At 69.4% G+C, this 23322-nt stretch carries 22 protein-coding genes; 12 read left to right on the forward strand and 10 right to left on the reverse strand.

The genetic code is table 11. The features are described from left to right. Positions 1 to 25: 25 nt before the first annotated feature. The 5 genes from OG440_RS16750 to OG440_RS16770 form a co-directional block, all read right to left on the reverse strand. Positions 26 to 367, reverse strand: coding sequence for an RRQRL motif-containing zinc-binding protein (locus OG440_RS16750; RefSeq protein WP_406007621.1), 342 nt, complete (start codon positions 365 to 367; stop codon positions 26 to 28). Then, on the reverse strand, positions 367 to 1341 hold the full coding sequence (locus OG440_RS16755) for a DUF2637 domain-containing protein (RefSeq protein ID WP_406007622.1): 975 nt from the start codon (positions 1339 to 1341) through the stop codon (positions 367 to 369). The genes OG440_RS16750 and OG440_RS16755 overlap by 1 nt, the downstream gene beginning before the upstream one ends. Further along, positions 1338 to 1625 carry a DUF6303 family protein gene (locus tag OG440_RS16760; RefSeq protein ID WP_406007623.1) on the reverse strand — a complete coding sequence of 96 codons (288 nt, stop codon included), beginning with the start codon at positions 1623 to 1625 and terminating at the stop codon, positions 1338 to 1340. Before OG440_RS16760 ends, OG440_RS16755 begins: the two co-directional genes overlap by 4 nt. Beyond that, positions 1625 to 1882, reverse strand: coding sequence for a DUF6284 family protein (locus tag OG440_RS16765; RefSeq protein ID WP_406007624.1), 258 nt, complete (start codon positions 1880 to 1882; stop codon positions 1625 to 1627). Before OG440_RS16765 ends, OG440_RS16760 begins: the two co-directional genes overlap by 1 nt. A 640-nt stretch (positions 1883 to 2522) precedes the next feature. Next, a complete protein-coding gene (locus tag OG440_RS16770) occupies positions 2523 to 3239 on the reverse strand; it encodes a GntR family transcriptional regulator (protein WP_406007625.1) in 717 nt (238 codons plus the stop codon). Between the two features lie 58 nt (positions 3240 to 3297). Between OG440_RS16770 and OG440_RS16775 the strand changes: the two genes are divergently transcribed. The 3 genes from OG440_RS16775 to OG440_RS16785 all read left to right on the forward strand — a co-directional run bounded on the left by OG440_RS16775 (position 3298) and on the right by OG440_RS16785 (position 6939). Beyond that, entirely contained in the window at positions 3298 to 4116 is an 819-nt protein-coding gene (locus tag OG440_RS16775) for a class I SAM-dependent methyltransferase (protein ID WP_406007626.1), read from the forward strand. Positions 4117 to 4460: 344 nt separating this feature from the next. Continuing rightward, positions 4461 to 5255: a fibronectin type III domain-containing protein gene (locus OG440_RS16780; protein WP_406007627.1), complete on the forward strand. Its 795-nt coding sequence runs from the start codon at positions 4461 to 4463 to the stop codon at positions 5253 to 5255. A 451-nt stretch (positions 5256 to 5706) separates the two neighbouring features. Further along, a complete protein-coding gene (locus tag OG440_RS16785; protein ID WP_406007628.1) occupies positions 5707 to 6939 on the forward strand; it encodes an MrcB family domain-containing protein in 1233 nt (410 codons plus the stop codon). 632 nt (positions 6940 to 7571) lie between these two features. Here the strand turns inward: OG440_RS16785 and OG440_RS16790 are convergent. Next, positions 7572 to 8621, reverse strand: coding sequence for a tyrosine-type recombinase/integrase (locus OG440_RS16790; RefSeq protein WP_406007629.1), 1050 nt, complete (start codon positions 8619 to 8621; stop codon positions 7572 to 7574). Positions 8622 to 8821: 200 nt separating this feature from the next. Here OG440_RS16790 and OG440_RS16795 point away from each other — a divergent pair, with 200 nt between their 5' ends. From OG440_RS16795 to OG440_RS16815, 5 genes are all read left to right on the forward strand, one after another. Continuing rightward, complete coding sequence (locus tag OG440_RS16795) at positions 8822 to 9277, forward strand: hypothetical protein (protein WP_406007630.1); 456 nt, start codon at positions 8822 to 8824, stop codon at positions 9275 to 9277. 334 nt (positions 9278 to 9611) lie between these two features. Beyond that, on the forward strand, positions 9612 to 9854 hold the full coding sequence (locus OG440_RS16800; protein WP_406007631.1) for a hypothetical protein: 243 nt from the start codon (positions 9612 to 9614) through the stop codon (positions 9852 to 9854). 411 nt (positions 9855 to 10265) lie between these two features. Continuing rightward, positions 10266 to 10829, forward strand: a complete 564-nt coding sequence (locus OG440_RS16805) for a dihydrofolate reductase family protein (RefSeq protein WP_406007632.1) — start codon at positions 10266 to 10268, stop codon at positions 10827 to 10829. 86 nt (positions 10830 to 10915) lie between these two features. Further along, positions 10916 to 11356, forward strand: coding sequence for a hypothetical protein (locus tag OG440_RS16810; protein WP_406007633.1), 441 nt, complete (start codon positions 10916 to 10918; stop codon positions 11354 to 11356). 250 nt (positions 11357 to 11606) lie between these two features. Next, positions 11607 to 12185, forward strand: coding sequence for a dihydrofolate reductase family protein (locus OG440_RS16815; RefSeq protein WP_406007634.1), 579 nt, complete (start codon positions 11607 to 11609; stop codon positions 12183 to 12185). 50 nt (positions 12186 to 12235) lie between these two features. Here OG440_RS16815 and OG440_RS16820 read toward each other — a convergent pair whose 3' ends face one another. After that, positions 12236 to 13657 (reverse strand): DUF2252 domain-containing protein, encoded by a 1422-nt coding sequence (locus OG440_RS16820; protein WP_406007635.1) that lies wholly within the window; start codon positions 13655 to 13657, stop codon positions 12236 to 12238. Between the two features lie 387 nt (positions 13658 to 14044). Between OG440_RS16820 and OG440_RS16825 the strand changes: the two genes are divergently transcribed. The 4 genes from OG440_RS16825 (at position 14045) to OG440_RS16840 (ending at position 21954) form a co-directional block, all read left to right on the forward strand. Then, positions 14045 to 14455: a hypothetical protein gene (locus OG440_RS16825; RefSeq protein WP_406007636.1), complete on the forward strand. Its 411-nt coding sequence runs from the start codon at positions 14045 to 14047 to the stop codon at positions 14453 to 14455. A gap of 148 nt (positions 14456 to 14603) precedes the next feature. Further along, positions 14604 to 16220: an MFS transporter gene (locus OG440_RS16830; protein ID WP_406007637.1), complete on the forward strand. Its 1617-nt coding sequence runs from the start codon at positions 14604 to 14606 to the stop codon at positions 16218 to 16220. 518 nt (positions 16221 to 16738) lie between these two features. Continuing rightward, complete coding sequence (locus OG440_RS16835) at positions 16739 to 20959, forward strand: NACHT and WD repeat domain-containing protein (RefSeq protein ID WP_406007638.1); 4221 nt, start codon at positions 16739 to 16741, stop codon at positions 20957 to 20959. A gap of 224 nt (positions 20960 to 21183) precedes the next feature. Next, the gene (locus OG440_RS16840) at positions 21184 to 21954 is read left to right on the forward strand and encodes a glycosyltransferase family 2 protein (protein WP_406007639.1); all 771 of its coding nucleotides are present in this window, start codon (positions 21184 to 21186) and stop codon (positions 21952 to 21954) included. Here OG440_RS16840 and OG440_RS16845 read toward each other — a convergent pair. From OG440_RS16845 to OG440_RS16855, 3 genes are all read right to left on the reverse strand, one after another. Further along, the gene (locus OG440_RS16845; protein WP_406007640.1) at positions 21944 to 22126 is read right to left on the reverse strand and encodes a ferredoxin; all 183 of its coding nucleotides are present in this window, start codon (positions 22124 to 22126) and stop codon (positions 21944 to 21946) included. The genes OG440_RS16840 and OG440_RS16845 overlap by 11 nt on opposite strands. Positions 22127 to 22151: 25 nt before the next feature. Then, positions 22152 to 22655 (reverse strand): hypothetical protein, encoded by a 504-nt coding sequence (locus OG440_RS16850; protein WP_406007641.1) that lies wholly within the window; start codon positions 22653 to 22655, stop codon positions 22152 to 22154. A gap of 223 nt (positions 22656 to 22878) precedes the next feature. After that, the gene (locus OG440_RS16855) at positions 22879 to 23274 is read right to left on the reverse strand and encodes a luciferase family protein (RefSeq protein WP_406007642.1); all 396 of its coding nucleotides are present in this window, start codon (positions 23272 to 23274) and stop codon (positions 22879 to 22881) included. Between the last annotated feature and the right edge of the window lie 48 nt (positions 23275 to 23322).

The following is a 23322-nucleotide window of genomic DNA, read 5'->3' on the forward strand; positions in this document are numbered from 1 at the left end:
GTCGGGCCTGCTGACGTGTGAGGTTTCAGGCGGCGCGCTGTTCGTCGTCGGGATAGGCGCAGGGCACGCACACGCCCAGCTGCGCCGGGATGACGTAGCCGGCATCTCGGAGGCACTGCGGGCAGGTGCGGCGGGCCCGGTTGGCCTTGTCCAGCGCTGCCTGCCTGGCCGGCGTCATGGGGCGTACGGGCTTCGCTGCCTCAATGCGGTAGAGGTAGGCGACCAGCGGTGAACGCCGGTAGCGGGGCCGCTCGATCTGCGCGACCACGTCCTGACCCCCGGGGCGCAGCCCCTTCGCGCGGAGTTGGCGGCGCGTGGCCAACCCGTCCGGCGCGAGGCGCCAGGTGTAGATCGGTAAGGAGGCCATCACCGGTTCCCGATCGCGAGTTCGGCGCCACCCTCGCCGGGGTCGCGGTACTCGGCGTAGCGGGCGGAGACCCAGCCGACCGACCAGCCGCACAGGTCCGCGGCGCGCCGCACGGACACGCCCTCGGCGACCGCGGCGGCGACGATCCGCCGGGCGTAGTCCTCGGGCTGCTTGGTGTTCACGGGCGGACCGTCCAGCAGCGCGGCGTGTTCACGGCGGGCGGCCTCCGCACGCTCCCGGGCCTCCTTCGCTACCCGTTCGGCGGCCTCGCGTTCAGCATGTTCACGGTCGCGCTCGCGCTGTTCACGCTCGCGTTCACGGCGTTCACGCCCTTCGCGTTCGGCAGCCTCGCGGGCGGCGCGGTCCTCGCGCTCCTCCTGCCGCCGGCGTTCCTCGCGCTCGGTCGCTTCAGCGGCCAATCGGGCTTCGTGTTCACGCTGTTCACGCGCCAGTGTCGCGGCGTGCTCGCGCTCCTCGCGCGCCTCCCGCCGGGCAGCCTCCGCGCGTTCGCGGGCTGCCTGCTGGGCTGCCTCGCGTTCAGCCCTCTGCCGTGCCTCCAGGGCTGTGACGGCGGCGGTGATGGCACGGCGGTAGGCAAGGCTCGTTTCCGCGGTGACGATCAGCAGCAGCGGCGCCACCGAGTGGACCGCCACTCCGACCAGGTCTTTCTGCAAGGCGGAGTCGGCGGTGTTCAGGGCGAGCGTCATGGTGCCGGTCATCCACCGCAGCACGATCGGCCAGCGTCCGCCGTGCCCACCGAGGCGGGCAAGGACGGAGTCGAGACGGACCACGATGACCACTGCCGCGTCCACGACGAGCGGCAGGATCGGCGCCGTCCACCCCCACTTGGCGGGGGTGTGGGCGGACATGAGCGGGGTGACGGTGAGGATCGAGTACAGCATGGCGCCGCACACGATCAGCCACGTCCCCACGTTCAGGGCCCGCTCCGCTGAACGGATCTGAACGCCGTTCACGCGGCAGCCTCCTGCCGTGAACGCACCAGCACGGAAGCGAGCAGCCACACCGGTGAGGCAGGGTCGGCGGGGTCCGTGCTGAACTCCGTCCACTCCCACCCAGCCGCCGGCGCCTGAACGAACCCCAGTGCCGTGAGCGCCTGCGCCCGCTCCGTGAACGTCGGCACCCGCTCGCCGGGGCCGAAGCTGTGCTCGGGCCACGGATCGAGCGAGCCGCGCACCACCACGTACAGACGCCAACCGCCCTGGCTCGCGGACAGTTGCGCTCGGAGCTCCCGTGCCATCACGCCACCGCACCCGAGATGGCGCGGTTAGCGAGCGTCGCCCGCTCGGACAGCACCCGGCGCCGGCCGCGGCGCGCGCGCCGCTGGTCCAGCTCGGTGGGCGTCTGGTTGAGCAGGGCGATCTGTACGTCTAGCGCTTCGACGTCGGCGCGGATCTGCGGCAGCTCCGCCTCGATCGCGTCCAGCTCGGAGTCGGTCGGCTCCATCCAATCGGGCAGCGTGGTAACAGCTTCCTGAACAGTGACGATGTGCTCCATGGGTCGTGTTCTCCCTGCAAGGTGGCAACGGCCCGAACCGCGCCCCCGGTGTTACAGCACCGGGGGCGCTTGCCGTTGGGGTCGGAATATCCGGCTCCCCTCAACCCCGCCCGTACGACCAGCGCGCCGAAGCGCGGGCCAGACGGGCGAGGGAGGCAACCGGCGCAGCGTGAGCCGCCGCGAGGGCTGAAAGCGAGTGGACCGAGCTACTGCACAGGCGCCGTCGGCCGGTCCATCACGGCGACACCCAAAGCTGTCGTTGGTGCATTGGGACTCCTCTGTCGAAGAGGCACGGAACATCACTGCAAGGGGGACCACGTCCCCACACGCCGGCCGTTGCTCGCGGTCGCCGGGCCACCTCGCCAGTACGGGTCGAAACCCTGTTGTGCCTGGCCTTTAGCGGGATTGCAGCGTCCCCGCCCTAAGCATTCGTGCAGGTCAAACAGCTGTGCCGGTACATCCCCGACTTGCTTGGGAGCTGCTCTTCGGCACACCCATAGACTGGACCGGTGGACCGGTCCAGTCAAGCGCCAAGTTGCCGCCGTTGTTGGGTAGTTGGATATTCGCGCTGGTCAGACAGGTTGAACGCCATAAAAAAAGCTGGACCGGCGGACCGGTCCAGCTTATGGGTCACTCGGGCCTACATCGCATAGGTGTCCACCTGTTCGTAGTGAGGGGAAGGCGTGATGCCCTCCTCGCACACGAGGGGGCGCCCGTCTTGGTCGTAGGCGGTGTGCAGAACCACGGCGACTGCTGTCGGTTCGGAGAGGCCCAAGTGGTGGGCTTCCGTCTCGGTTGCCATGCGAACCGTGGTGACATCCACTCCCTCGGCGGGGAAGCGGCCGGTCTGCCGGCGCACGTAGCGAGTCGTTCCTTCCGGGATGGGTGCAGTCTGCGTGAGCCTGGGGGAGGCTTCCGCGATGTCCGGCGGGAACCATGCTTCCGCGTAGCTGTGGGGGCTTCCGTCCGGGAGTTGCAGGACCCGGATCCGCCGCAGGGTGGTGGTGCCGGGAGCCATTCCCAGCACGTCAGCCACTCGCTTGGGTGGCTCCGCCCAATCCGGCTCGCCGACGCGCAGGAAGGGCATGCCTCCTGCAATGCGGGCGGATCCCGCCCGTCGTGCCCCCGCAGGCCGTGCAACGGGGGTCTCCGTCACCACGAAGCCTGTCCCCTGCTTGGCCGTGACCACGCCGTCGTTTCGCAACACGTCCAGCGCCTTGACGGTCGTTGCGCGCGACACCGACCACTGCTCTGCGAGGTCACGCCCCGATGGCAAGATCTCGCCCGGTGCGAACTCGCCGGCGGCGATGCGGGCGCGCAGCGATTCGGCGATCTCCTCGTACTTCAGTAGTGCCATGGCTGCCTCTCTTGCTGGACTGCTGGACTGGTCCACCGGTACACAGCATACTGCCGTTATGTCGAATGTCGGATTGGCTCCTTCCGTTCTGCGCTTCTACGGCGAAACCGTGGACGAGGGCAGGCGCCTGCACCGCTCCGCGGATGGCCGGCTTGAGCTGGCTCGGACCAAGGAACTTCTACGGCGCTTCCTTCCGCCGGCACCCGCGAGCGTGCTGGACGTCGGAGGCGGCCCCGGAGTGCATGCAGAGTGGTTGGTCGAGGACGGGTACACCGTCTCCTTGGTGGATCCCATCCCCCGTCATGTTGAGCAGGCCGCCGCCATCTGTGCGGCGTCGCTTGGAGATGCCCGAGCGCTGGACGCGGGTGATGGCAGCTATGACGTGGTGCAACTCCTCGGCCCGCTCTACCACTTGCCTGATGCCGATGATCGCCGTACGGCGCTCTCTGAAGCGCGGCGTGTAGTTAAGCCAGGCGGGCTCGTGGCCGCAGCAGCGATCAACCGCTACGCCTCGCTCTTTGAGCACGTCACGTACGCGCACTTGCACACTGAGCGTATGCATGGGCCGGTGTCCAAGATCCTCCGCACGGCGGTGCACGACGGGGACCACTTCACCCTGGCCTACTTCCACCGGGCCGAGGAACTGGCGGATGAGCTCCGGGAGGCAGGACTCGACGACGTGCAGGTGTTCGGCATCGAGGGCCCAGCATGGTCACTCGTCAAGGCCGTGGAACAACAGCCTGGCGACGGCCCCACCGACGACCTGATTGCCTCCGCTATCGCAGCCGCACGGATGGCTGAGCCGTACCCGGAATTGCTCGCAGCTAGCTCTCACCTGCTTGCGGTGGGTCGTGCCCCGGTGAGCGCTTCCGCCTGACCGGCCTGGGGGCCGGCGGCGCCCGTTCGCCTTAGCCTCTCGCTTGACCGAGTGCACGTAGCGTCGGCTCGCACCGAACGATGCGAGCCGACGCGGCAATAGGCAGCACAACATCGACGTCAGAAAAGCGGCGACGCTAAAGCCCTACTACTGGCGAGTGCCTATGCAATCGCTCATCATCAGGGCCGAGCACTTGGAGCCGATGGAGCACCCCCTTGGGAACTTCCACCGGACAAAGGCGTCCCTTCCGGGATGCAGGGAGGACATGACAGTGAGACACTGATACAGGGCGTGGGGTGGGGCTTGAGTCCATGCGAGCGAGAAGATATACGCGAGGTCACGCCATGAAACTGGGACGTTCTCTGGCGGTCGCAGTCCTGTTGACTCCCGTCGCTCTTGTTGGAATAGCGCAGCCCGCTGCGGCGTCCACTCCCCACACCGTCACCGTCAAAGGGTCGATGCGCCTGGTGGATACCGGTGAGTTTGGAAGTTCTGAGGAGACCTTTCACTTCAATCGAAGCGTGCAACTCACACACCAAGACAAGAGGAAAGTGATTACGGTCGTGAATTGCCACGGTGGTGAGGTGAAGGGGGTCTTTGACGTCCTTGCTCAGCTCGATGAATCCGACACAATGTGGGTATGGGAGCAGGCACGCCTGTTCGAGGGTGATTCCTGCGACACCAAGGACCTAGACGCGAGGGAGGACAGCGGAGGCAATCAACCCCTCCAGCTGGGCGAATCCACCAGAAAGGGTGACTTCTTCTACTTGGTGAACCCCGAGTTCATTTCGCCCGACCTCATGGACGTAAGTTTTACGGTGAGTCACGATGGTCCACCTCGTTCGCCGGAAAGGGTATCCGCGAAAAGGGTCCTCAATTCGATCTCACTGAAGCGTGTTGTTGCTGTCGAATGGAAAGACGCTAGTAGCAACGAAAAGGCGTTTGAAGTCCGCTACAACAACACGGGGGAGATCAGGCGGGCAGATCCGAACACAACCCGGTTCACCTGGGGCGGCCTGAGCACCAAGGAGAGGCAATGCTTCAGCGTCCGCGCCGTGAACGATTTCGGCGTCTCCTCCTGGATACCGGGAACGGGCGGGTTGTGGCTTCCTATGTGCGTAGGTAAGAACGTGAGCTGAGAGCCGTCCCGAAAGGGCTCACCAGCTGACGGGTGCCCCCGGGCGAAGGGCTCCGTACCCAGCACGTAGGTCGAGCTGTGGGCGTCCGGATCAGGAACAGCAACATGCAGCAGGGCCAGCGACCATGTGCACGGAAGCATGATGCAGGCCAAAGCGGCTGGGATGGCACAGCCTCATCCGGTCACTGCGCAGGGCGTGGCCTACCTCTTCGGATTACGCGGGGCTCTCGCCGTCGGGCTCTCGACGACCGAAATGTAGACGCTCGCCCAACCCTCGCCACGACCCCGACTCGGGATTCCATGGGCCATGTGTGGGCCAGCGCCGTGGAAGGGTGCACTGCTCAGCTTAGATGTGCAGGTTAGAGATGGTTTGGGCTGTGACATCACGACCCTCTGGAAAACCGCTACCTGGCGGGCGCTTGAGTGTCAGTGGCTAGGTCTACCCTGCGCGTGTGGATGATCTTCTGAGCAAGGTTCTGGATTTGCAGCCGAGTTGGACGTCGACCAACACCGAAGAGATGCAGATCCGTGGTCTAACCATCAGGCAGGAGATCCCCGGCTCGCTGCGGGAGCACGGGGCGGCTCTGGCGCGCGCGCTTGGCACCGCACCTGATGAGCTAGGAGTAGAAGGGCGGGACGGGACGGGCCTCAAGACCGAGGTGCCCTGGGTCCGCGTCTTCGGGCGCGAAGAGTCTCCCAGCGCGACCGGCGGTTGGTACGTGGTGTACCTCTTCGGTGCATCGGGCCAGCGGGTCTACCTGTCACTGAACCAGGGCACGACCATTTGGACGGGGGGCGACTACAAGGCCCGCAAGGCTGAAGACCTCCGTGCCCGAGTCGGTTGGGCCCGCCCGCTTCTGGCGGAGGCGATGGCTACGCGCCAGGACCTTCACGAGACGATTCACTTGGACGCCAGGACCCCACTGGGCCGCGGCTACGGCCCGGGAAACGTCGTGGCCATTTCCTACGAGCGCGACAGTATCCCCGGACAAGAGGTACTGCTCGCGGATCTGCTCTTCATGACGGGGCTCCTCAGGACCCTGTACAGGGAAGAACGCCTTGCCCCCCACATCCCGGGGGACCCCGCGCCTGAGGTACTGGAAGCCGAGCAGAGCGCGGCCCGAACCGCCGGCCGCCGCATGCCGAAGGGGACACTGCCGCGCCGCTCCGGGCAGGGCTTCCTGCTCACAGCTGGCGAGCGTCGGGCTATCGAGCTTCACAGCGTGCGCATGGCCACCGAACACTTCAGGGCTCAAGGTTGGTCGGTCAAGGACGTCGGCGCCAGAGAGTCTTTCGACCTTCTCCTCTCGCGAGGTGACGAACGATGCCGAGTGGAGGTGAAGGGAACTACCTCTGCGGGCACGGACGTGATCCTCACGCGGGCTGAGGTAGAGAAGCAGCGCGAGTATCACCCGAACAACGCGCTGGTCGTCGTTCACTCGATCCAGTTGGACCGTACGGGGTCTGAGCCAGCCACGTCTGGGGGTGTCCTCCATTGCACTTCTCCATGGGTTGTGGAAGACGAAGACCTCACAGTGATCTCGTACGCCTATCGAACCGAGGTTGGCATTCAGCCGTCCGGTGAGGTAGCCGGTGAGCAGCCTCTGATTCCCTCAGGTGTCCCCCAGCAGCGGCAGGCGCAGGGGAAACCACAGCTGGCAGATGGTGAGCGGAGCCCGCTGTAACCGGGACGGCTCCCAACTGCCCCACGGTCATCAGTGCGGAGTCCTACGCTGCGGTGTGTACATGATCTCTCGGGGGGGTGTGTCCGTGAGTGACCAGGCGTACGAGGACGCCTATCACTCCTGGCGATCGTCGTTGACGAGTCTGCTGGGGGATGCCTCACTGCTGGCGCAGTGGCAGGAGCGTCGATATCAGTTCGCTCACCGAGTGGGAGTTCTGCTGACCGAAAGCTGTGGAGGCAGCTCTGCCACGATGGGTCCGGTGCTCTACGGAGTGTTCGCGTCCGGCGCAGGGCTTTGCTACGTGGGACAAACGCAGGAGGCCGAACGTCGCCTGCGCGACCTTCCAGTGGGCGAGAGTCATCACTTGGCCAACACGGTGCCACCCGAGGTCTGGGAGAGGGTGGTGGTGATCCGCTGGCCACTCCTGCTCTCCCAGGTACCGGCGTACGAACGGATAGAGGTCGAGGCTATGGGTTCCATGGTCTGCGGACTCGCGTTGGAGCACACTCTTCAACTGGCAACGTCTCCATCGCTGAACAGCCGTCGGCGGCGAACAGCCGGTGACTGGCAGCCTCGTAACCTTTCGCGAAGCCGATCCCGCGGGGCCATCCATGCGCAGCGGATACCGACACTCAGCCGACTGACCCTCGACGCCTGGAACGCCCTCTCAGAAGCGCAGGTCCCAAAGGGGGCAGCGGTAGTTGCCACTGGGGTCGGCCGCGTGGTGTTCCCGTCGGCACTCCACGAGCTGCCTGACAGATGAGCGACCGCGCGGCCAGCGGACCACGAATCCGCGGACCACTCGCCGGCTCCTGCATCGCGCGCAGCGAGCCTTGGAGAATTCCTGGAGATGATCTTGCATCGGTATCCCTGAGGCGCAAACGAAGACCGACGCTCTCCAACGCCCTGACCTGCACATTTGACCTAGGGCCCAGATAGACGATCTCCCAGGGCCTAATTCGGGACGAAGAGGTCGTGGGTTCAAATCCCGCCACCCCGACACAGGTCAGAGGCCACATACGGATTTCCGTATGTGGCCGCTGTCGTGCTCGGGGGGCCAAACAGGGGGCCAAAGGAAGTTGATCAGGCCACCGCGCCGCCCTCTTCCTGCTCCCCCGCCTCCTCCCCTTCCTGGTCATCGGCGAAGATGTCGTCCATGGCTTCGGCACCTTCGTGATCACGGGTCGGAGCTGCTTCCGGTAGACCGCCTCGGTGGTCGCCTGGCTGCTGTGACCGACCAGCAGAGCGATCGTCTCGAGCGGGATGCCGTGGTCGGAGGACAGGGACACGGAGCTGTGCCGGAGCTTCCGCGGCGTCCACTCCGGATTCAGGCCGGCCTTTCTCACGATGGCCTTGAAGTCGCGCCGAACGTTGGCCGCGTCGAGCGGCTCGCCGGTCCTGGTCGTGAAGACACGGCTGGTCCGGCTCCACTCCATCCCCCTCGATGCCCGCGCCCGTCGCTGCCACCGCTCGTGCTCTGCGAGGACGTCAACCACCTGCTTCGGCAGAGCGATCGTGCGGCGGCTCTTCCTCGTCTTCGTCTCGCCGTGCTGTCGGCAGCAGTGGCGAGGAGGAAGAGCCGCTTGCGGGGGTGGGGAGCGCCGACCTCCGACGCGCGAAACGAGCCTTGTTGCACCGGATGCCATGGACGGCATCAACACGCACGCCAGCACGCGCATCATGGGATGGTGCGACCAGCACTCCTCCTGCCCTTGGCATACCGTCAGTGAGTCGAACTCCTCCCGTGTGCATTGGACTTCAGGCTCACCACCACTCCCGCCCGAGGAGGCGCGCCCACCATGCCGGAGCGCCGGCCCGTGAATTCGTCCTCTTGGCCAGGAGCTTCCGTCGGGCTTTCCTGGTTCCAGGGGAGGGGTGACCGATGGCAGACGAGTCTGATGTTCTGCTGGAACTCTTGAAGGGCCAGCGCGAGGAAGCTCGGCAGATGGAGAACCAGCGGGCAGCTCTGACTAACATCGTGATCGTCGTGACAGCCGCCACCCTGGGCTTTCTCACCCAGCAGGGAGGCCTCAGTGCCTCCTCGCTGGGTCTGACCCTGCCCCTGTGCGCGTTGGGCACATTCGGGGCGTTGGCGAGCGCCAAGTACGGCGAACGCTGGGCAGTCCACTCCGGCCTCGCAAAACGGCTGCGTCTCGAGCTGGGGGCACGACACCCAGGACTGCGGCTGCACGTTCTCATCGCGGACAACCAGGCTGAGCATCGAACCAAGTTCCCCCGGATGCTCAAACTCAAGATCTGGGTCCTCTGGGTCGTACTCCACGCAGCCATAGGTGCCGGCGGCTTGCTTCTCAGCCTATGGATCCTGGTTCACCTCTGATGCAAGCAGCCCAGCGGTCCTCCAAGCCTCCCACTGCCGACTGAGTTACGACTTTCTCCACTGGTTCAGGGCGGCTCGCTCCCATCCCCGCGCGCGGGGAGACCTGCGCTCCTGCATTCGCCCCGCTCCAGCCCGCCCGGTGCCCGTGCCGCGCGAGCACAGCAGTCGCTCACACGCTGAAGCGGTGGTTTCCGGCGGGGCTTCCGGCTCCTTTATGCCCACCGTGACCCGTGCGGCCGAAGTTCCTTCATGCCCGGGTGCGTGATCGTCGCATGCCCTGCACGCTGAGCATGCGTCACCGTGCCGTCTCCCAGAAAGTGGATCGACAATGGCCATGGCTAAGCAGGAGCAGTCGCTAGTCCAAGTCCTCGACGAAATCTGCACGCCGGATTACTTCGGTCGCACCGTACTCTCGGCGGTTCTCCGGGATGCTGCCGGCAAGCTCCGTGGCAACGATGACTATGTCGAGCTGTCTGCCAAAATCTTCGTGTCCTTTTCGGAACCAGAGACGCGCTCCGCCCGCACCATCTGTTTCCACACCGATGGCGTCTGGATCTGCGTTATCCCGGATGAGTGAGCTGTCCGGTCCCGTGTCGCCGTGAGATACGGCTGTGGCGCTTCGTGTCACGGGTTGCTCTGGTCGACACTCCGAGGGCGTGGCTGAGGCCGGTAGGGGTGCAGCGAGACAGACGCGCGCCTGATGCGCCGGCGCACCCGGCGTCGTGGCTGACTGTCGTCAGCTGAGGCTCGGACGACTCACAAGATGGCTACGCTCCCGGAGTTGCTCGACAGAGAGACCGGCCAGATCGGCGTACCCGTGGTCGTAGAGCGTCCAACGGCTCATGAACCCACGGACTACCCAGACGCGACCCACGTCAGGGGGCATGCCGCCTCCGTGCGAACGCCACTGCGGAGCGGGCCTGGCCGATGATTTTGGCTTGCCGTGTTGGTCTGTACGCCGGATACCGACTCACCGGAGGCTGACGCGATGCGGAAACTGATCTTCGCCATGAACATGAGCCTGGACGGGTACATCGCCGCGCCCGGCGACGACCTCGGCTGGAGCGTGCCGAGCGACGAGTTGTTCCAGTGGTGGTCCGACCGGGTGGCCGCGACGGGCCTGGCGCTGTACGGGCGCAAGCTGTGGGAGGCGATGAGCTCCCACTGGCCGACCGCCGACAAGCAGCCGGGTGCCACACCGGCGGCGATCGAGTTCGCCGGCCGCTGGCGGGACATGCCGAAGGTGGTGTTCTCCTCCACGACCAGCACGGTCGACTGGAACACCCGTCTGGTCACCGGCGACGCGGTCACCGAGATCACCCGGCTCAAAGCCGACGACGGCGGGCCCATGGACATCGGTGGTGCCACACTCGCCGCGGCGGCCATGCGGGCCGGGCTGATCGACGAGTACGCGATCGTCACCCATCCGGTCCTGGTCGGCGGCGGCACGCCGTTCTTCACCGCCCTGGACAACTGGGTGGAACTGAGTCTGGTGGAGACCCGGACGTTTCCGGACGGTGTGGCCCTGACCAGGTACGAGACCAGGCGCTGAGTGCCCGACGGCGGATCTGTTCGTCCACGGAGGCGCCGGCGGGCCCTTACCGGGTATCTCCCGCAGGCGCTCGGTAGGGTCGGGCCGTGTACCCCCGTGAGAGGGGCTCTGTCGATCCGAGGCCCGTTCTGAACTGGCAGGACGGTTCCACGCTGCGCTGGATCGAGCAGCCCGGCGAGGTCGACGCGGCGTTCGACAGGGGCGAGCCGCTCGTCGGCGTGGCTGTCATCGCCCTCGCGCTGAATCACGCGGACGCGGACACGATCCTGCCCCGAGTCCGCAGGGCGCTGGAGTCGGAGGATCCGGAGATCCGCCGCCAAGGTGTCGTCGCTCTGGCCCACGTCGCACGTCTGCACCGGACCGTTGATCGACGATCTCTCGCTCTCCTGCGAGGTTGCCCGCGCGGCAACGAAGCCGATGACGATCTGTGGTCCTTCGTAGCCCACCGGCGGCTGCCGTTGTGGCTCTGGCGGCACCACAGCGCTGAGCGGTTGGCCTGGTTGTTCCGGGACGGATGGCGGGACTGACGTTTCCATCGGCACGCGGCGGGGGCTTCGCCGGCGAGCCGCACCGACGGTTGGAGGAGTGGAGGAGCGGCCCGGCCCTGCTCCGGTGGCTTGGGAACGGCGGAGCGCCTGCCGCGCCTCCGCGACCGCCCCGGCGCCCTGATCAGCCGTGGCGGTCTCGCCGATGCCCGCGGAACCGCCCAAGCTGTAGAGAAGCGGGGTATGGGCCGACCTCGACGATCGCGTGTGAGCCTGGTGGAGGAGGGCTGGGATGAGCAAGGTGGTGCTGGATGTGTCGATGTCCTTGGACGGGTTCACGGCCGGACCGCATGTCCGTGCCGAGGAGCCCATGGGGGTCGGCGGGGAACGGCTGCACGAGTGGATGGCCGGGGAGGGGCCCGACGGCGGGGTGGACGTCGGCGTCCGTGAGGAGGTGGACGCGCGGGTGGGGGCCGTCGTCATCGGACGGCGTACCTTCGAGCTCGGCCTGGGGCCGTGGGGCGGTACGCCGTGGCCCGGTGTGCCGAGTTTCGTGGTCACGCACCGGATCAGGGAGGACCTCCCCGGCGACAACGGCGGGACGTTCGTCTTCGACGAGCTGTCGGCCGCGGCCCGGCGGGCGAAGGAGGCCGCGGGGGACAAGGACGTCCTGGTACTGGGGGCGGAAGTCGCCCGGCAGCTGCTCGGAGCCGGTCTGCTCGACGAGGTGCACATCCATCTCGTCCCGCTGCTGATGGGGCGGGGCACGCCCCTGTTCGCCGGGGAGCGGGCCGAGCTGGTCTCGCTGGGGAAACCGATCGCGGGGGCCGTGACCCACCTCCGCTACCGGGTCGTTCGGCAGGGGGCGTAGGGAGTGGCGCGGCCGACATCGTCGGCGGGGCGGTCCTCCCCGCGAGGGCTTCAGGCTTCTTCGGCGGGGAGGCGGCCGGCCTTGACGGCCGAGACGAGTGCTTCGTGGTCGCGTTCGTTCTGGTCGGCGTAGCGCTCGGCGAAGGTCACCAGGGCCCGGTCGAAGCTGTCGCCGCCGCCCAGGTAGGCGGCGATGGCGATCCGGTCGCCGGACCTCGCGTGGGCGCGGGCGAGCGTCGCGCCGCACAGCGCGCCGAAGGTGCGCATGCCGCGGGGCACCATGTCCTCGGAGACGGCGACCCACTTCCAGTCCCGCAACTGCCGTACGTAGAAGTCCCGTCGGCGGCCGTCGATGCCCTCGACGCGTTCCCAGCCCAGGAAGATGTCGCTGGTGGCCTGCATCAGCCGCTGTCCGGCGACCACCCGCTCGCCCTGCGTGCGGTACGCGCTCACCCCGGCGTAGGGGGCCAGGACGGACTCGTCGGCCTCCTTGGCCTGGAGGAACAGCGGGTCCTCGTCGTCCTTGCCGAGCAGCAGCACGATCCAGCAGCGGGTGCCCACGCTGCCGACGCCGACGACCTTGCGGGCCATGTCGGCCACCCGGTACTGCTCCAGCAGGTACCGCCGGTCCGACTGGACGGACTCGCCGTAGCGCTCGATGAGCCGCCGGAGGCCCTTCTCCACGTCGCCGCCGCGTCCTTCGCCGGGCAGCAGGTCGTCGAGACGGGTGATGAGCGGCGGGTCGGGGGCGATGAGGCGTCTGCCGTCGACGACGTGGGTGAGCTTGTCGAAGACCTGGACGGTGTCGCGCGAGAGCGCCTTGGTGACGGCCTGCGACCACCGCTCGCGGCCCCGTGCGGACAGGTCGGGACCGAACCGGTCCCGTACCCAGTCGACGTCGAACTGGGCGTACCAGACGGCCAGGTTGCCGAGACCGGCGAAGGACCGCATGTTCTCCCGGTACGACCGCACGGTGGCCCGGACGATCGCCGTCCGCTCCTTGGTGCTGAAGCCGTTCGCCCGGCCCGCGATGACCAGGCTGGCGGCCAGGCGTTTGACGTCCCACTCCCAGGGGCCCGGCAGTGTCTCGTCGAAGTCGTTGATGTCGAACATGAGGCGCCGCTCGGGTGACGCCAGCAGCCGGAAGTTCAACATGTGGGCGTCACCGCACAGTTGGGTCCGCAGCCCCGTCGTCGGGGTGTTCGCGAGATCGGACGCCATGATGGCGGCGGCCCCGCGGTAGAACCGGAACGGCGACTCGGACATCCGGGCGTAGCGGATCGGCACGAGGTCGGGCAGCCGCGTCGCCGACTGCTTCTCGATGATCTGCAACGGGTCCTGCCGCTTCGGTCCCGGCGCGAACTCCGCGTGGCTGGAGCGGGGCGCGCGGGCCCGCGCCGCCTTGCCGAGCGCGGCCCGTTCCTGCACGGTGCGGTGCCGCACGTCGTGTCCGTCCAGGTGGTTGTCGGTCATGGCTGCGGCTCCGTGGAGTGGTCTCGCCGAACGCCCGGGGCGCCGGTGACGGTCATGGCCGTGGTCATGGTCGTGATCGTGGTGGTGGGCGTGATCGTGGTGGTGGGCGCGGCCGGCTGTGGCCCGTCGTCGATGCCGACTCCGGTGCGTCGTAGCTGCCGGTGCCGGCTCGTGCGAGCCGTCGGACGTCTGCCGCGCCGTCCGTGTGTCCGCTTCCAGGCCACCACTCATCCGGGCCGCGGACTTCACCCGCCTGGGGTGATCTCCCGCCCCCGGTCGTCCCCCAGGCTCGGAGACGCAGGGCCGCACGTCGCGTATGTCGTTCATTCCGCGTATGCCGTGCGCGCCGTGTATGTCGTGCATCATCGACGAAGTGAGGAATCCGCCATGACCACGAGTACGGTGCACCCCAGGTCGTCCAGGTCCGAGGCCGCCGCCGGCGGGCTGGTGACCTTCGCCGGCGTCATGCTCTTCATCGCCGGTGTCCTTGATCTGTTCCGGGGCATCATGGCCATCGCCGACGACGACATCTACGTCTCCACCCCCAACTACGTCTTCAAGTTCGACCTGACGAGCTGGGGCTGGATCCAGCTGATCCTCGGAGTGATCGCCATCGGCGTGAGCGTCGGCCTCTTCTCGCGTGCCACGTGGGCACGGGTGGTCGCGGTCGGCATCGCGGGGCTGCTGATCATCGCCAACTTCCTGTCGATCCCGTACTACCCCGTCTGGTCGCTCACCCTGATCGCGCTGTACGCCTTCGTGATCTGGGCCCTGTGCACCGCCCCGCGGGAACGCTGAGGCACGGGCGGCCGGGTCACGGTGAGCGGTCGCGTCACGGCGAGCGGTCGCGTCACGGCGAGCGGTCGCGTCACGGAAGGCCGCCATACGGCTGAATCCGCGGGCGGGTCGCGGAGGCGTTGCACGTGGCCGTGGTGAAAATTCGACAATGACCCCCACAGCGGACACGAACAAGCGTTCGGGAACGGCGCGGATCGTTCTGCTGACACTCGCGTCGGGGCAGTTCCTGATGGCGCTGGACAGCTCCGTCATGAACGTGTCGATCGCCACGGTGGCCGAGGACGTGGACTCGACCGTGACCGGGATCCAGGGCGCGATCACCGCGTACACCCTGGTGATGGCGATGCTCATGATCCCTGGCGGCAAGGTCGGCGCGCTGATCGGCCGCAAACGGGCCTTCATGATCGGCTGCGGCATCTACGGATGCGGATCACTGACCACCGCACTCGCCCCGAACCTGCCGGTGCTGCTGGTCGGCTGGTCACTCCTGGAGGGGATCGGGGCGGCGCTGATCCTGCCCGCGATCGTGGCGCTGGTCGCCGGCAACTTCGCCGTGGAGCGCCGCCCCGCCGCCTACGGGCTCGTCGCCGCAGCCGGGGCCGTGGCCATCGCGCTGGGGCCGCTCATCGGGGGCGTGGCCACCACGTACTTCTCCTGGCGCTGGGTGTTCGCCGGGGAGGTGATCCTGGTGGGCGGCATCCTGGTGCTGGCCCGCCGGGTCGCCGACGCGGTGCCCGGCACGCGTCCGCGCATCGACCTCCTCGGGGCCGTGCTCTCCGCCCTGGGGCTCGGGATCTTCGTGTTCGGCGTCCTGCGTTCGTCCCAGTGGGGCTGGTTCCGGCCGAAACCCGACGCGCCCTCGTGGCTGGGCGTCTCGGCGGTCGTCTGGCTGGTGCTCGCGGGCCTGTTCCTCGTCTGGCTGTTCCTCCGCTGGGAGAGCCGGCTCGTCGGCCGGGGCCGAGAACCGCTCGTGGAACCGGCCCTGCTGCGGAACAGGCAGCTCACCGGCGGCCTGACGATGTTCTTCTTCCAGTACCTCGTACAGATGGGCGTCTTCTTCGTCGTACCGCTCTATCTGTCGGTGGCGCTCGGTCTGTCGGCGCTCAGGACCGGCGCCAGCATCCTGCCGCTCTCGCTGACCCTGCTGGCCGCCGCGATCCTGATCCCACGGCTCCTCCCGCACGTCTCACCGCGCCGGGTCGTGCGGCTCGGGATCCTCGCGATGATCGCCGGGGCCGTGATCCTGATGGCCGCGCTGGACGCGGACGCGGGCGCGGCGATCGTCACGATTCCGCTGCTGCTGATCGGGCTGGGCATGGGCGCGCTGGCCTCCCAGCTCGGCTCGGTCACCGTCTCCGCGGTGCCGGACGAGCGCAGTGCGGAGGTCGGCGGCATCCAGAACTCCGTCACCAACCTCGGTGCCTCGATCGGTACGGCGCTCGCCGGGTCGATGCTGATCGCCGCGCTGACCACCTCGTTCCTGACCAGCATCGAACAGAACCCGGCGGTCCCGGACCGGGTCAAAAACCAGGCGAACGTCCAGCTCCGGAGCGGGGCGCCCTTCCTGTCGGACGCTCAGCTCAAGGACGTCCTCGACGACGCGAACGCGACCGCGGCCGTGACCGACGCCGCGCTCGACGCGAACACCGAGGCCCGGCTCGACGGACTGCGCGCCGCCCTCGCCGTCCTCGCGCTGACCGCGCTCCTCGCGCTGTTCTTCACCCACCGGATCCCCACCACTCAACCGGGCTCGGCCGAGTCGTAGCGGGGGCGGGCCCGGCCAGGTGGTAGCCGGGGCTGCTCGGCCGGGTCGTAGCCGGCCGGGCTTACGTCGTCCGTCGTCGCGAGGCCTCCGGGTCCGGTAGGACGTCGGCGGTCATGTGGCGGACCGTCGTCGTCGGTCTCGGGTGGACCCGTCGTCGTCGGTCTCGGGGTGGACCCGTCGTCGGCGGTCGCGGGGTGGACGCGGCGTCGGTGTCAGGGCGGCCGGCAGGGGCTGCGCCTGGGGATCGTCACACGCCGCACCGTTCGGCACCGGTCCCTCCCCTCGTGCGGACCGGTGACGAACGGTGCGGGCGGAGTCGACCACGCCAAGACGGCGCGGTTCGCGCGCCGGGCGCGCGGTCGCCCGCGTTACGCCCGGTAGATGCGCTTCTGCCTCGGGATCCTGCCACCCGCGGCCCGAACCGAGGAGGATCCGATGGCCGGTCACCCACTTAACCGCAGGTCAGCCATATAAAGTGGTTTTTCCGGTCCGGATTGCAGGCGCGGAGGAAGTTAGGGGTGGAAGCCTTGAGTTCCGACTCGGGCGCACGCACGGCCTTCGCGGAACGACTCGCGCTGCTGTACAAGGAGGCCGGCAACCCTCCCCTCAAGCGCGTGTCCGAGACGGTCGCCCGGCTGCAGCGGGTCGATGAGCGGGGACGACCCGTCAGGGTGTCCACTCAGCGGATCAGCGACTGGCGCCGGGCCAAGAACGTGCCCGCCCAGTTCGCCGCGCTCGCCGCGGTGCTGCACGTCCTGATACCCGAGGCGCGGCGCGCCCGGCCCGCCCCCGTGTCCACCGGGCTGTACGACCTCGGTCAGTGGCAGCGGCTGTGGGAGCGGGCGGTGGCCGATCCGGTCGTCGGGGACGCCCCCGTCGCCCCGGTGAAGGAGGAGGGTGAGCGGCCGCCGACCGAGCCTCAAGGTGTGCCCGGCGGGGTGTGCCCCTACCGCGGGCTCGCCTCGTACCGTGAGCAGGACGCCCGCTGGTTCTTCGGCCGGGAACGGAGCACGGACGCCCTCGTCGCCCAGCTCAGGGCGGCGGAACGGACGGGTGGCCTGGTGATGCTGGTCGGCGCCTCCGGGGCGGGCAAGTCCTCCCTGCTCAGCGCCGGTCTCGTGCCCGCACTCCAGAAGGGTGCGCCGGCCGACCGGAACGGCGGCGGCCCGGCGACGAAAGCCGGCCATGCCGCCGCGAACGTCCTTCAGCTGGTGCCGGGCGCCGATCCGCTCGCCGAGCTGACCAGCCGTATCCCCGAGCTCGCCCCGTTCACCGCATCAGCCTCGGAATCGGCCTCGGCAGCAGCAGCTTCGGCACCGGAATCGGCATCGGGATCGGCCGCCGTCCCGGCCACAACCGCCGCCGTCGGCCCGCGGCCCGGCACCCCGGGCTTCGCGCGGGCCGTCCGGGAGGCGGTCGCCGCCTGGGCGCACCGATCCACGGCTCCCTCCTCCGAAGCCTCCCGTCCCGCCGGCCTTCCCTCTACCTCCGGTATCCCCTCCGCCTCCGGTCCCCCCGCTCTCCCCGCCCGGCCGGTGATCATCGTCGACCAGTTCGAGGAAGCCTTCACGCTCTGCCCCGACGAGGCGGACCGGCGTCTCTTCATCCAGCTCCTGCACGCGGCCTGCACCCCGGCCGCGACCGGCGTGGGCGTCACCTCCTTATCGCCCCCCGTCCTCGTCGTCCTCGGTGTCCGTGCCGACTTCTACGAGGAGTGCCTCAGCCACCCCGAGCTCTCCGACGCGCTCCAGCACCGGCACATGGTGCTGGGGCCGTTGTCCACTCCGGAGCTGCGCGAGGCGGTGACCGGGCCGGCCAGGGCCGTGGGGCTGGAGCTCGAGCCCGGCCTCGCGGAGTTGATCATCCGTGAGGTGACCGTCGACGGTCCGCGCGGAGCGCACGCGGGCGCGCTTCCGCTGCTTTCGCACGCTCTGCTCGCCACCTGGCAGCGCCGGAAGGCGGGGCGGCTGACGCTGGCCGGATACCGTGCGGCGGGCGGGATCCAGGGCGCGGTGGCGGCGACCGCCGAGCGCGCCTGGTCCGGGCTCGACCCGGCGGCGCGCACCGCGGCCCGGCTGCTCCTGATGCGGCTGGTCCGGCTCGGCGAGGACACGCAGGCCACCCGGCGCCGGGGCACGCGCCGGCAGCTGGCCGAGGAGTCCGCCGATCCCGGCAAGACGGAGGAGTCGCTCGAGGCCCTGGTGCGCGCCCGGCTCGTGACCCTCGACGCGGAGACCGTCGAGATCACCCACGAGGCGCTGCTGCACGCCTGGCCGCGGCTGCGCGACTGGATCGACGAGGACCGCAGCGACCATCTGCTGCGGCAGCGGCTGGAGGAGGACGGCCGGGCCTGGGACAGCTCGAACCGCGACGCGGCGCTGCTCTACCGGGGTTCCCGGCTGGAGCAGGCGCGCAGTTGGGCGAAGTCCGCCGGCGACACCTTCCTGACCCGCAGCGCGGTGGAGTTCCTGGCCGCGTCGGTCAGGCTGCGCAGGCGCATCGTGTGGATCAGCAGGGGCGCGGTGTCGGCACTGGTGGTGCTGGCGATCCTCGCCGTCGGCGCGGCCGTGGTCGCCTGGCAGCAGCGCAACGACGCCGTGTTCGAGCAGGTGGTCGCGGAGGCCGACCGTGTCCAGTACACGGATCCGTCGCTGTCCGCGCAGCTCGACCTGGTCGCGCACGACCTGCGACCGGACGACGCGGGCACCAACAACCGTCTGATCTCGATCGTGAACGCGCCGCTGGCCACGCCGCTCCTCGGTCACACCGGCGCCGTCTACCTCACCTCGTTCAGTCCGGACGGCAAGGTCCTGGCCACCGCCAGCTACGACCGGACCGTCCGGCTGTGGGACGTGCGCGACCGGTCCCGTCCGGTGCCCCTGGGCAAGCCGCTCACCGGGCACAGGAGCTGGGTGAGCAGCGCGGTGTTCAGCCCGGACGGCCACACGCTCGCCAGCGCGGGTGACGACGGCACCATCCGGCTGTGGGACGTCCGCGATCCCGCCCACCCGCGACCGCTCGGCAAGCCGTCGGCCGGCCACAGCGGCACGATCTACCTGCTCGCCTTCAGCCCCGACGGGCGGACCCTGGCCTCCGCGGGCGAGGACCACACCGTACGGCTGTGGGACATGACGCGGCCGGACCGGCCGGCGCCGCTCGGCGTGCTGACCGGTCACACCGCCGCCGTGCGCTCCGTGGCGTTCAGTCCCGACGGCCGGACCCTCGCGACCGGGGGTGACGACAACACGATCCGGCTGTGGGACACGGCCGACCCGCGCCGGCCGCGGCGGATCGACAGGGTGCTGACGGGTCACACCGACACCGTGCACTCCCTGGACTTCAGCCCGGACGGCGACACCCTCGCCAGCGGCAGCACGGACGACACGATCCGGCTGTGGGACGTGAGCGACCCCGGCCGGGCGGCCCAGCTCGGCCCGCCGCTCGCCGGGCACACCGGGCCCGTGTGGTCGGTGGCGTTCAACTCCGCCGGGACCATGCTGGCCGCCGGCAGCGCGGACAGCGCGGCCACGTTGTGGAACGTGAGCGACACGGCGTACCCCTCGCAGGTCGGCGAGCCGCTCGCGGGCGGCAGCGGGGAGATGTACGCCGTCGGTTTCAGCCCCGACGGCCGGACCCTCGCCACCGGCAACGGTGACGGCAAGGTCCGGCTCTGGTCGATCCCGACGTCGGACATGCCCGGCCGCAGCGGCTCCTTCCGGCCCGACGGGCGGGTGCTGGCCACGGCCGCCCGCGACGGCAGGGTCCGGCTGTGGAACGTGGCGGACCCCGCCCGGCCCGTGACGCTGGGCGCGCCCTTCATGCCCGACGACGGCAGCGAGCGCACGCTCGCGTTCTCGCCCGACGGCCGTACGCTCGCCGTGCTGACGGCGAACCGGGCGGTGTACCTGTGGGACGTCACCGACCCGGCCCGACCGGTGTCGGCCGGGCCGCCCGTCGAGCTGCGCACCCGGTTCCTGGGCCCCGACGCGCTGGCCTTCGCGCCGGACGGACGCACGCTGGCCACCGCCTACGACGACCGCACCATCCAGCTGTGGGACGTCGGCGACCCCGCCCACGTCACCGCGCTGGGTTCGCCGCTCACCGGGCACAAGGGGTTCGTCAACGCCCTGGTGTTCAGCCCGGACGGCAGCACCCTCGCCAGCGGCAGCGCGGACCACACCGTACGGCTGTGGAACGTGACCGACCCCCGACACGCCGAGCCCGTCGGCAAGCCGCTCACCGGGCACACCGGTCCCGTCAACGCGCTCGTCTACAGCCCGGACGGTCACACGCTGGCCGGCGGCAGCGACGACGACACGGTACGGCTGTGGGACGTGACCGACCCGGCGCAGGCCTCCTTGCGGGGCGCGCCCCTGACCGGCCACACCGAGGCGGTGGTGTCGCTGACCTTCAGCCGGGACGGCGACACCCTGGCCAGCGGAGGCAACGACAACACGATCCGGCTGTGGAACGTGTCCGACCCGGCCTCGGCCTCCCCGATCGGGCAGTCGATGAGCCCCAACGCCAAAACCGGCAACTTCCTGTCCTTCAGCCCCGGCAGCCACATGCTCGGTGTCTCCAGCGGCGCCGACACCGTACGGCTGTGGAACCTGGACGTGGACGAGGCGATCACCCGGATCTGCGCGACCACGCGGGGCGTGCTGACGGCCGACAAATGGCACGAGTACCTGCCCCGGCTGTCGTACGAGCCGCCGTGCGAGGACCGAGCGGGAGAGTGATCCCGATCACAACGGCAGGGCAGCTGAGAAGTCGGCTCCCGTCGGCACGGCAGCCTTGTTAGCCTTGGCCATAGCCCGGTCGCTGGTGCATCCCCCGTCGCCAGCGACCGGGCCTTTTCCTGCCCTGTCACCGCCCGGCTCGTCCCGGTGAACCCTCGCCGGGGTTCCGGTGAGCGGCGGTCGTAGGCTGGCGAGGTGCCGATACCTCGCCTGGAAGTGCCGTCGTGAGCCGACGCATCGTCATAGTCACCGCCGTGCACGCCCCTTCGGCCCGGTATCTGCCGGAGGCCTACGAGTCGCTGCGCGCACAGGAGTTACCGGTCGGCTGGGACTGGCACTGGGTGATCCAGGAGGACGGCACGACGGACGAGGTGGCGCCCCGCGTCCCCGACGACGCCCGGGTGACCTTCCGTCAGGGACGCCCGGGCGGACCCGGAGTCGCCCGCACCCTCGCGCTCGCGCACGCCGAGGGCGAGTACGTGAAGGTCCTGGACGCCGACGACCGGCTCGCGCCCGGCACCCTCGCCCGCGACCTGGCCGCCCTCGAACGCGATCCGGGCCTCGGCTGGGCGACGTCGAGCGCCCTCGACCTCCTGCCGGACGGCTCCACGGTCGGCTTCCCCGGCGATCCCGCCGAGGGGCCGATCGAGCGGGGGGCCGTACTCGACCACTGGAAGGCGAACGACTTCCGCGCACCCGTGCATCCCGCGAGTCTCTTCGTACGGCGGGAACTGCTGACCGCGCTCGGCGGCTGGATGGCCCTGCCGGCGTCGGAGGACACCGGTGTCCTGCTGGCGCTCAACTCGGTGAGCCGGGGCTGGTTCTCGGCGCGGACCGGACTGTTCTACCGGAAGTGGGACGGGCAGGTGACGGGTCAGTCCGCGCATGTCGACCCCGTCGAACGGGAGGCGCGCATGGCGGTCGTGGAGGCGCGGACCCGGGCGCTGGAGTCCTTCCGCTGGAGCTATCCGCCCCGGGGCACACCTAGAGACTGATGGCCTGGGAGGGGCAGCGCTCGGCCGCGTCCCGCACCTCCGGATCGTCGCCCGTGTCCTCCCGGCCCGGCAGGACGGCGCCGAAGCCGTCCGCGGCGGTGAAGACGGAGGGCAGGCGGAAGGCGCACTCGCCGGAGCCGTAACAGAGTTCGCGGTTCACGGAGACCGTCATACGACGTGTCTGCCCCTCGGCCGGCTCACTCAACCGGCGTGCCCGCCACGGCCATCCAGTGCGCGACCCTGCGCAGCGTGGCCTCGTCCACCTGGTCGACCAGGGTCCGTACGGCCGTCACGTCGTCCGGCGCGAGGTCGTAGAGGCCGGCCTTGCCCAGGCCCGCCATGAGGACCTGGTGCCGGCGGTCCTCCATGCGTTCCGCGAGCTTGGCGTGGCCGGGCCGCGCGGTGCCGTCCCCCGGTGGCGGCGGTACGACCTCCGGCGCGACCGTGGCCGGGGACGCGTCGAAGCGCTGCCACGCACCGTCCTTCGGCCCCCACAGGACGACGGCGACCTCGTCGCCCCGGGCCCGTTTGACCTGGGTCATCTCGCCGATCGCGTAGAGCACGGGCGTACGGTCGGGGGATTCGGCGCCCGGTCGCCAGGACGCCGAGGCCGGGTCGTAGAACATCGCCACCCAGCGCGGCGCGCCCGGCGGCTGCGGGCTCGGGGGACGTCGGGTCGGACGGTCCGGATCGGTCTCCACGGCGCTCGCCCCTTCCGTGATCGGCACACACATCGGCATCGGCGCGGTAGGGCGACGTTAGCTGACGGGTAGTCAGATCACCAGACGGCGGAGGCGGGTCGGCGGGCCGGTCACCGGGCGGCCGCCACGATCGCGGACTCCATCTTCCGAACGGCACGGAGTGGCGTGGCTGGTGTGGCGTGAAGTGGTGTGAAGGCGAGTGGAGTGACAGGCGCCCGGAGGTCTAGATGCCGACGGGGCTCTCGCGGGTGAGTGCCACTTCCCGGTCCTCGTTGCAGCGCGGAAGGACGGCGACGTCCGCGACCGGGCATCTCTGATGGGCCTGGAGAGCGGCGCTGACCAGCGTCATGAGCAGGTCGATGTCCGTCTCGCACTCCAGATGGACGGTCACCCAGGGCGAGCCCGGCCGCAGCCGGATCGCGGTGGAGTGCCGCAGGTCCCTCTCGAACAGGCGGATCGCCCTGCCCGTGAGATGCAGGTCGACACTGCGGTCGGAGTGGAAGTGCGCGATCTCGACGCCGCCCGAGCGCAACGCCCGACCGGTGCCGCAGCTGGGCCGGACCTCCGTGAGGTCCGGCCAGGTCGCCAGTCGTGTCAAGGCACGCGAGGCCGCCGTCATGGTCCCCATCATGAGGCGCTCACCGCCCGGCCACCAGGGGTTGAGGGA

The sequence above is a fragment of the Streptomyces sp. NBC_00637 genome, assembly GCF_045161545.1.
Taxonomy (GTDB): Bacteria; Actinomycetota; Actinomycetes; order Streptomycetales; family Streptomycetaceae; genus Streptomyces.

Excerpts from the sequence above, each read along its gene's own strand:
- OG440_RS16750 (WP_406007621.1), bottom strand. The coding sequence starts at position 367 with ATGGCCTCCTTACCGATCTACACCTGGCGCCTCGCGCCGGACGGGTTG.
- OG440_RS16760 (WP_406007623.1), bottom strand. The coding sequence starts at position 1,625 with ATGGCACGGGAGCTCCGAGCGCAACTGTCCGCGAGCCAGGGCGGTTGG.
- OG440_RS16765 (WP_406007624.1), bottom strand. The coding sequence starts at position 1,882 with ATGGAGCACATCGTCACTGTTCAGGAAGCTGTTACCACGCTGCCCGAT.
- OG440_RS16770 (WP_406007625.1), bottom strand. The coding sequence starts at position 3,239 with ATGGCACTACTGAAGTACGAGGAGATCGCCGAATCGCTGCGCGCCCGC.
- OG440_RS16775 (WP_406007626.1), top strand. The coding sequence starts at position 3,298 with ATGTCGAATGTCGGATTGGCTCCTTCCGTTCTGCGCTTCTACGGCGAA.
- OG440_RS16780 (WP_406007627.1), top strand. The coding sequence starts at position 4,461 with ATGAAACTGGGACGTTCTCTGGCGGTCGCAGTCCTGTTGACTCCCGTC.
- OG440_RS16790 (WP_406007629.1), bottom strand. The coding sequence starts at position 8,621 with ATGATGCGCGTGCTGGCGTGCGTGTTGATGCCGTCCATGGCATCCGGT.
- OG440_RS16795 (WP_406007630.1), top strand. The coding sequence starts at position 8,822 with ATGGCAGACGAGTCTGATGTTCTGCTGGAACTCTTGAAGGGCCAGCGC.
- OG440_RS16800 (WP_406007631.1), top strand. The coding sequence starts at position 9,612 with ATGGCTAAGCAGGAGCAGTCGCTAGTCCAAGTCCTCGACGAAATCTGC.
- OG440_RS16805 (WP_406007632.1), top strand. The coding sequence starts at position 10,266 with ATGCGGAAACTGATCTTCGCCATGAACATGAGCCTGGACGGGTACATC.
- OG440_RS16815 (WP_406007634.1), top strand. The coding sequence starts at position 11,607 with ATGAGCAAGGTGGTGCTGGATGTGTCGATGTCCTTGGACGGGTTCACG.
- OG440_RS16820 (WP_406007635.1), bottom strand. The coding sequence starts at position 13,657 with ATGACCGACAACCACCTGGACGGACACGACGTGCGGCACCGCACCGTG.
- OG440_RS16825 (WP_406007636.1), top strand. The coding sequence starts at position 14,045 with ATGACCACGAGTACGGTGCACCCCAGGTCGTCCAGGTCCGAGGCCGCC.
- OG440_RS16830 (WP_406007637.1), top strand. The coding sequence starts at position 14,604 with ATGACCCCCACAGCGGACACGAACAAGCGTTCGGGAACGGCGCGGATC.
- OG440_RS16845 (WP_406007640.1), bottom strand. The coding sequence starts at position 22,126 with ATGACGGTCTCCGTGAACCGCGAACTCTGTTACGGCTCCGGCGAGTGC.
- OG440_RS16855 (WP_406007642.1), bottom strand. The coding sequence starts at position 23,274 with ATGACGGCGGCCTCGCGTGCCTTGACACGACTGGCGACCTGGCCGGAC.